8 protein-coding genes are annotated in these 7,992 nt (G+C 63.4%); 6 read left to right on the top strand and 2 right to left on the bottom strand.

From position 1 onward, the window contains the following. Positions 1 to 452: 452 nt before the first annotated feature. From rfaD to waaC, 3 genes are read left to right on the top strand one after another with little or no spacing between them, the layout of a single operon-like run. Complete coding sequence (rfaD, locus tag EN804_RS34420) at positions 453 to 1,403, top strand: ADP-glyceromanno-heptose 6-epimerase (RefSeq protein WP_135922291.1); 951 nt, start codon at positions 453 to 455, stop codon at positions 1,401 to 1,403. Continuing rightward, a complete protein-coding gene (gene waaF, locus EN804_RS34415; protein ID WP_135922290.1) occupies positions 1,376 to 2,383 on the top strand; it encodes a lipopolysaccharide heptosyltransferase II in 1,008 nt (335 codons plus the stop codon). Before rfaD ends, waaF begins: the two co-directional genes overlap by 28 nt. Beyond that, entirely contained in the window at positions 2,380 to 3,360 is a 981-nt protein-coding gene (gene waaC, locus EN804_RS34410; RefSeq protein WP_135922289.1) for a lipopolysaccharide heptosyltransferase I, read from the top strand. Before waaF ends, waaC begins: the two co-directional genes overlap by 4 nt. 250 nt (positions 3,361 to 3,610) lie before the next feature. Here waaC and greA read toward each other — a convergent pair whose 3' ends face one another. Together greA and EN804_RS34395 are read right to left on the bottom strand one after the other, a co-directional pair. Then, positions 3,611 to 4,084, bottom strand: a complete 474-nt coding sequence (greA, locus tag EN804_RS34400; RefSeq protein WP_023671981.1) for a transcription elongation factor GreA — start codon at positions 4,082 to 4,084, stop codon at positions 3,611 to 3,613. Positions 4,085 to 4,351: 267 nt separating this feature from the next. After that, the gene (locus tag EN804_RS34395; RefSeq protein WP_127873473.1) at positions 4,352 to 4,888 is read right to left on the bottom strand and encodes a tetratricopeptide repeat protein; all 537 of its coding nucleotides are present in this window, start codon (positions 4,886 to 4,888) and stop codon (positions 4,352 to 4,354) included. Positions 4,889 to 5,030: 142 nt separating this feature from the next. Here EN804_RS34395 and EN804_RS34390 point away from each other — a divergent pair, with 142 nt between their 5' ends. The 3 genes from EN804_RS34390 to EN804_RS34380 all read left to right on the top strand — a co-directional run bounded on the left by EN804_RS34390 (position 5,031) and on the right by EN804_RS34380 (position 7,601). Beyond that, entirely contained in the window at positions 5,031 to 5,456 is a 426-nt protein-coding gene (locus EN804_RS34390; RefSeq protein WP_135867506.1) for a DUF3775 domain-containing protein, read from the top strand. 199 nt (positions 5,457 to 5,655) lie between these two features. After that, entirely contained in the window at positions 5,656 to 6,681 is a 1,026-nt protein-coding gene (locus EN804_RS34385; RefSeq protein ID WP_246693531.1) for an extensin family protein, read from the top strand. A 113-nt stretch (positions 6,682 to 6,794) separates the two neighbouring features. Further along, positions 6,795 to 7,601 carry an extensin family protein gene (locus EN804_RS34380; RefSeq protein WP_135922287.1) on the top strand — a complete coding sequence of 269 codons (807 nt, stop codon included), beginning with the start codon at positions 6,795 to 6,797 and terminating at the stop codon, positions 7,599 to 7,601. Positions 7,602 to 7,992: the final 391 nt, after the last annotated feature.

Raw genomic sequence — 7,992 nt, 5'->3', positions numbered from 1 at the left:
TCTCTTCACCCGAAAGGCAATCCACAACAAACCGTAGCCGCTCGTCCATGATCCCAGTTTCTCGCCAAACCATCGCCGGTCCTCCCGGCGGACAAGAAAACTGTCACCCATGCTATCGGTCCATTCTGTTACCTATCTATCCGGTTCGGACACCGGCATCCTCTCCCCGTATAGAGACGGGGAGAGGGACGCTGTCATCGATGGTTTCGCCAATTTTCAACGTTGCAAGAGAAGGCGGCGAGGTTGCGTCCAGTTTCTTCTCCCCGTCACTATACGGGGAGAAGGTGCCGGCAGGCGGATGAGGGGCGGCGCTGGCCTGATGTGATTGTCAGCAAGAAGCCTATGGCGACTCGCTAGACAGCAGCTTTGGGCCTAATCACGGATCCTGCTTTGTCGACAGCCTGGCCAGCCTCCCTTATAAGGACCGGAATCGCACGCAACCAGAGGCCTTCATGATCATCGTCACGGGCGGCGCCGGCATGATCGGCTCCAACATCGTCGCCGCGCTCAATGCGGAAGGTCATGACGACATCCTGGTCGTCGACGACCTCACCGACGGCCACAAGATCGCCAACTTGGCCGATCTCAGCATTGCCGACTATCTCGACAAGGACGACTTCCTGGCCCGCATGGAAGCCGGCTCGCTCGGCCGCATCGAGGCAGTCTTTCATCAGGGGGCTTGCTCGACCACCACCGAATGGAACGGCAAGTTCATGATGGACGTGAACTACGCCTATTCGAAACGGCTGCTGCATGCATGCCAGGCGCTGCGCGTGCCCTTTCTCTACGCCTCCTCGGCTTCGGTCTATGGCGGCGGATCCGAATTTCGTGAGGAGCCGGCGTTTGAACGGCCACTCAACGTCTATGCCTATTCCAAGAAACTCTTCGACGACTATGTCAGGCGCACGGTGTTCGACAGCGATCATTCGCAGGTCGCGGGGCTGCGCTACTTCAATGTCTATGGCCCGCGCGAGGCGCATAAGGGCGCCATGGCCTCGGTTGCCTTCCATCTGTTCAAACAGGTCGAGCGCGGCGAAAACCCGAAGCTGTTCGGCGCCCATGACGGCTTCGGACCGGGCGAACAAAGCCGCGACTTCATTCATGTCGGCGATGTCGCCGACGTCAATCTGTGGCTATGGAAGCGTGGCGCGAGCGGCATCTTCAACTGCGGCACCGGCCGCGCCCAGCCGTTCCGCGCCATCGCCGAAACGGTCATCGACACGCTGGGCAAGGGCGAGATCGAGTTCATAGAATTCCCCGACCATCTCAAGGGCAGCTACCAGAGTTTTACCCAGGCTGATATGTCCCGCTTGCGCGCGGCCGGCTATAACGGGCAATTCCGCACAGTGGAAACCGGCGTCAGAGACTATGTCGAATGGCTGAAAGCCCAACGATCCTCGTGATCGGCCCACGCTGGGTGGGCGATATGGTGATGGCGCAGTGCCTGTTCTCGGCGCTGAAGGAGCTCCATCCCAACGCCGCGATCGATGTGCTGGCGCCCGCCTGGGCGGCACCTCTGGTCAAGCGCATGCCGGAGATCCGCCAGCAGATCGACTTTCCGCTGAAGCCCGGCACGCTCGAATTCAGCCATCGCCGCCGCTTCGGCCGCCTGCTGCGCGGCCGCTACGACTTGGCCTATGTGCTGCCAGGCAGCTGGAAGTCGGCGCTGATCCCGTTCTTTGCCCGCATTCCGCGCCGTTTCGGCAATCTGCGCGAAATGCGCTATGGCCTTTTGACCGACATCGTACCATTGCCCGACGCCGTGAAACGGCGCACCGCGCAGGCCTATTTCGGCCTCGCCCAGGGCGGCAGTTTCCGCGCACCCCGGCTGACCGTGGACGCGAAAAACCAGGCCGCCCTGCTCGACCGCATCGGTCTGGCGCCGCAAAAATTCGTGGCCCTGATGCCCGGTGCCGAGTTCGGCCCGGCCAAGCGCTGGCCAAGCGAAAGCTATGCCGGCCTTGCCCGCGAATTCATGGGCAAGGGACTGAAGGTCGCCCTGTTCGGCTCGAAGAACGACCGCGACGTGACGGCCGAAATCGCCGCATTGGCCCCCGGCGTCGTCGACCTCGCCGGCCAGACGCGGCTGGAGGACGCCATCGACCTGATCGCGGCCGCCCGGCTCGCGGTCTCCAACGACAGCGGGCTCATGCATGTCGCGGCCGCCGTCGGCACGCCGATCGTTGCCGTCTACGGCTCGACCTCGCCTGAAAATACGCCGCCACTGGCGGAACGGCGCGAACTGGTCTGGCTCGGCCTGTCCTGCTCGCCTTGCCACCAGAAAATCTGTCCGCTCGGCCACCTCAACTGCCTCAAGACATTGGAAGTCGGACGGGTCGCCGCGGCGGCGGACCGGCTGCTGGAAGTTCCGGCCGCGGCATGAAGGTGCTGATCGTCAAGACATCGTCGATGGGCGATGTCATCCACACCTTTCCGGCACTCGAGGATGCCTGCCGCGCGCGGCCCGATATCGCTTTCGACTGGTGCGTGGAGGAGGCGTTTGCCGGCATCGTCGCGCTGCATCCGGCGATCGGCACCATCCACACGGTGGCGATAAGGCGCTGGCGAAAGAGCCTCTTCGACACGAACACCTGGCGCCAGGCGGCGGCCCTGCGCCGTGCCTTGCGCGCCTGCCGATATGATCTCGTCGTCGATGCGCAAGGCCTGCTGAAATCGGCCCTGGTGGCACGCCAGGCGCGTGCGCCGATCGCCGGCTTCGACCGGTCGAGCGCGCGCGAACCCTCGGCGACGCTGTTCTACGACGTCCCCTACGCCGTGCCGCGCGACCTGCACGCCATCGAGCGGACAAGGCGGCTGTTCGGGCTGGCGCTCGGCTACCGGCCCGATCTTTCGACGCTCGACTCCGGCATCGTCGCACCGATGGGCACGATCGCCGGCATCGACGGAAAAGCGGCCTTCCTGCTGCACGGCACCAGCCGCGACGACAAGAAATGGCCTGCCGAGGACTGGATCGGAACCGCCCGCCTGCTGGTCGAGCGCGGCATGACGCCGGTCACCACCTGGTCGAACGAACGGGAGAAGGCCGTGGCCGAAGCGATCGCCAAGGCCGTGCCATCCACGGTCGTGCTGCCCAAATCGCCGCTGGCCGACATCGCAGCCATTCTCGGCCGCTCGACGCTCGTCATCGGCGCCGATACGGGATTGACCCACCTCGCCAGCGCCTTCGGCCTGCCGACGGTGGCGGTATTTTTGGCAACTGAACCGGGTTTGACCGGGCCGCGTGGGCAATATGCATCGACGCTGCTGGCAGCGTCCGGCGCGCGCGTGACGCCGGCGCAGGTGGTGGCGGAAGCGGAACGACTTTTAGAGCTTAGCCGGGCAAATACCCGGAAATACTGACTTTTCTACCGAACGATTGGAAAGGCTAGCGCCGCCCCTCATCTGCCTGCCGGCATCTTCTCCCCGTATAGTGACGGGGAGAAGGGGCTGAAATACGCGGTCGGCGCCAGCCACTTGGCGAAATCATCGATGACAGCGTCTTTCTCCCCGTCACTATACGGGGAGAAGATGCCGGCAGGGCAATGAGGGGCGGCGCAAACCTTCGCGCGAATAGCGCCTGTCAGCGCGGAGCCGCACCCAGCCGACGCCCTCAGATAAACTGCACCTGGACGATTTCGTACCCGCGTGCGCCACCAGGCGCGTTGACCTCGATGGCGTCGCCGACTTCCTTGCCGATCAGCGCGCGCGCGATGGGCGAAGAGATCGAGATGCGGCCGGACTTCACGTCGGCTTCCTGGTCGCCGACGATCTGGTAGGTCTTCTTCTCCTCGGTGTCCTCGTCGACCAGCACCACGGTGGCGCCGAACTTGACCTTGTCGCCGCTGAGCTTGGTGACGTCGATCACCTCGGCGCGCGCGATATAATCCTCGAGCTCGTTGACGCGGCCCTCATTGAGGCTCTGCGCCTCTTTCGCGGCATGGTATTCGGCATTTTCGGACAGGTCGCCATGCGAGCGCGCCTCGGAGATCGCCTCGATGATGCGCGGCCGCTCTTCCTGCTGGCGCCAACGCAGTTCTTCCTTCAATGACGCGAACCCCTCGCCTGTCATCGGGACCTTGTTCATAGTGCCTGACCTTTCCTGCCGCCGCCCCCGCGTTTCGGGGGAAGCCTTGTCGTTGGGTACAAAAAGAAAACGGTCCGGCAGCCTCGGGCTAACGGAACCGTTTCACCGCAATTTCCCTGAATATAGCAATCTTTGCGGGCTTTTCACGCTCAAAAATCGGTTTTGCAAAAATCATCCCTTCTTTTGTCAGCGAAGGTGGCTGTGGAATGGAGCGAACAAAAACGGCCGCGATCGCTCGCGGCCGCTTCGAGAAACCATGGTGCCCGATCAGCTCCTCATGAAATGTTCGATCTGCTCGGACAGCATGCCGTATTCGCGCGAACCCTTGCCGGTGCGCTTTTCGATCTCCGTCAGCTGCTGCTGGGCGCCGGCCAGGTCACCGATCTGCAGATGCGCCTCGCCGAGATATTCGCGCACCAGCGTGTAATTCGGGTCGATGCGCAGCGCTTCCTCGTAATAGCCGAGGCCGACGGTAACGCGGCCGGAATGGCGGTGCGAATAGCCGAGATAGTTGAGGATGCGCGGATCCTGCTTGTTGGCGGCCAGAACGAGAACCGAGATCGCCTCGTCGTAGCGGCCGGCCATCGCCAGTGCATGGCCCGCATCATAGATACTGTCGTCGTCCAGCATGCCTTCCTTGGGCGGCACGCATTTCTGCTTCTTCTTATCCCAGACCTCGCCCTTTTTGCATTGGGTGACAGTCTGGTCGCTGCCACCGCTGCTGCCGGCGGCAAACGCCGGAACGGCGAGGAACTGCAGAGCGACAAGCGCGCTCGCCGCCTGGATAAGCACTCTTTTATGCATGGAAACCTCCTGAGGCTGTGACAATGCCACACTAACGCCGAGCAGTCCGCGTTTCATCCCGGAAAAAAGCCCGCCTGGAGAACATGAGGTGACGGATGCCGCAAATCCGGTATCATCCGGCAAACGACTGACGGAGAGGCCCGTGCAGCGGCGGCGTGAAAAGACCTGGGATCTGACGATCGGACCCGACACCGTGCGGCTGTTCATTCTCAAGGCCAAGGCGCTGAGCGCGGCCGTCAACGAGGACTATGCCGACGGCGCCGAACACGAGGTCGAGTTCGACGGCGACAGGCATGACAACCATCACCACGACGGCCTTGCCGAGGAAAGCTCGGAAAACCTCACCGAGGAAGAGCTGCGCGAGCTGATCAACGACCTCAATATCGACGAGGCGGCCGAGCTGATCGCGCTGGCCTGGGTCGGCCGCGGCGACTACGACGCCTCGGAATGGGCCGAAGCGGTGGCGGCGGCGCGGGAGCGCGCCAACAAACGCACGGCGAAATACCTGCTCGGCATGCCGCTGCTCGCCGACTTGCTGGAAGAGGGGCTGGAAGCAATCGGCGCGTAACGCGGAGGTAACCGATTGTGATCGGGTCGAAGCGCCTGTCCAGGCAACTTCAGCCGACCGGCGCCGTTTCCGAGCGATGGCAACGCTGAGCTTTTCCCGATTCTGCACTCTGGCGCTGCTTTTGGCGGCGGCGGTTCTGCTGGTGACGCCGGCCGACGCCAGACATCGTCACAGACACCACGGGCCGCTAAGCCCGCGCGTGGATCAGCCGCTGACGCAGCGGGCCGACCAGCCGCTGCGGCCAAGAGGCAAGCGACAGTCGAGAGCGCGGGTCAGGCAGCATATCGCGCCAAAACCCGCACCGCAAAAAACGCAGGATGCCCAGCCGTCCGCCGATGTTCCGGTGCCCGAGCCACGTCCGGCGGACGCCCCAAAGGTAGACGCTCCAAAGACGCAGGACCGGAACACCGAAGGTCCGAAGAGCGGCGGAGCGCCCGATCTGCTCAAGGACGAAAAGTCCCATCGGAAAAGCCAGACACCGCCCGAACCACCAGCCGAAACGGAAAGCGAGCCGGAGCCGCCAGCCGCGGTGCCAACACCGACGCCTAAGCCCGACACCACGACGCCCGAGCCTCAGCCGCCGGCCGTCGCCCCCCAGCCGACGCCAAAACCGGCGGATGCGGGCGACGAGGAGAAGATGCTGCCCGATCCGCGCTCGGCCGATCTCCCCGCCGACAAGATGCCGGCTGAGGAAGTCGCCTGCCGCGAGCGCCTGAAGACGCTCGGCGTCGAATTCGAGGACCACAAAGCCGAGAGCAATCCCGAAATCGGCTGCTCGATCCCCTACCCGATCGTGCTGAAGTCGCTCGGCAAGTCGATCGCGATTATCCCCGGCACCGAACTCAACTGCCCGATGGCGGAGGCGGCAGTGCATTTTGCCGCCGACGTCATCCAGCCGGCCGCGAAAGCCGAATTCGGCGCGGACCTGAAATCGATCAGCCAGGCATCCGCCTTCGTCTGCCGGCCGCGCCACGGCACGCGCAAACTGTCGGAACATGCTTTCGGCAACGCGCTCGACATCGCCAGCTTTACGCTGTCCGACGGCAAGACGATCGAGGTCGGCCCGACACCGCCGGAAAAGGACGGCAAATTCCTCGACGCCGTGCGCAAGGCCGCCTGCGGACCATTCAAGACCGTGCTCGGCCCCGGCGCCGACGCCGACCACGCGCTGCACTTCCATCTCGATCTCGAACCGCGCCGGCATGGCGGCACGTTCTGCCAATAAATGCGGCTGTTACAGGCTCGCTGCCGCATTTCAGCCGCAGGCGTGAACGCGGGCGCTGAGTTTTCCTTTACCCTTGATCGTTAAAATGCCGGATATCCAACAGGATTCCGCCAATGGCCGGCACATTTCGCGCCGTTTTCCGCGCCGCCGCGCGGCAACTGAAACCTGCATCGCTGCTGGCCGCCGGTCTGGGGATGGCCGCGGTTTCGGCCTGCAACACCGGCAGCGTGCTGTCGTTGCAGCCCGCCGTCGATGTCGGCTCGCAGACCGCGACCGTGCCTCAATATACGGGCATGCAGAGGCTTGTCCCGTCCAATCCCTACATGACGCAGGCCGCCTATCCACGCATGGATGAACCGATGTCGCCGGTGGAGCAGATGCCGGCCAGCGAAACCGATTGCCGCCAGCAGCTGAAGCGCCTCGATGTCGCCTACACCGACCTGGCGCCGATCCATGAAGGCCAGTGCGGCATCGACTATCCGGTCAAGGTCACCGCAATCGGCAGCATCCAGATGAAACCGGCCGCGACGCTGACCTGCGACATGGCCGCCACCTTCGCCGCCTGGACGAAGAACGAACTCGTTCCCTCCGCCCGCTGGCGCTATTTCTCCGGCGTCAGGACCATCCACCAGGGCTCGAGCTATTCCTGCCGCAACATTGCCGGTGAGGGCGTGCTGTCCGAGCACGGCAAGGGCAACGCGCTCGACGTCATGAGCATCGAACTCAACAATGGCGATGACATCGACGTGCGCAAGCCCGGCCTGTTCGCCTTCCGCACCCGGGGCTTCCTCAACAATGTGCGCGCCGACGGTTGCCAGTATTTCACCACCGTGCTCGGCCCCGGCTACAATTACGACCACCGCAACCATTTCCACTTCGACATCAAGAACCGCAAGAACGGTTATCGCGCCTGCCGGTAGAGCACCGCAATCAAGGACGATGGAATTTAGCCGGAGCCGGTACTTCGTCATCCTAGGGTGGAGCAGTCGCGAAGCGACGTCGCGGAGACCCTAGGATCCATGCCGTGACCCCTGAGCAGGTGCGACGGTGAGATGCTATCAGAAGAACGTGTGTCCACTCTCAGGCAGTTCCGCTCATTCTGAACCGCTGTATTCTTCGGCCGTTGTCGTGGCATGGATCCTAGGGTCTGCGCTGCGTCGCTTCGCTCCTTGCTCCGCCCTAGGATGATGGGTGGACGGCCCCTTGCGGCATCGAATGTGCCAAGCTGGTCGTGTTGAAACACCAGCGGAGGAGACCGTCCGTCATGCAAGCTATCAGATTTGGAATCGATCTGGCCAAGAATGTGTTTCA

Origin of the sequence: Mesorhizobium sp. M8A.F.Ca.ET.161.01.1.1 (genome assembly GCF_004792105.1) — a bacterium.
Taxonomy (GTDB): Bacteria; Pseudomonadota; Alphaproteobacteria; order Rhizobiales; family Rhizobiaceae; genus Mesorhizobium.
This window is presented reverse-complemented; position numbering and strand designations above follow the sequence as displayed.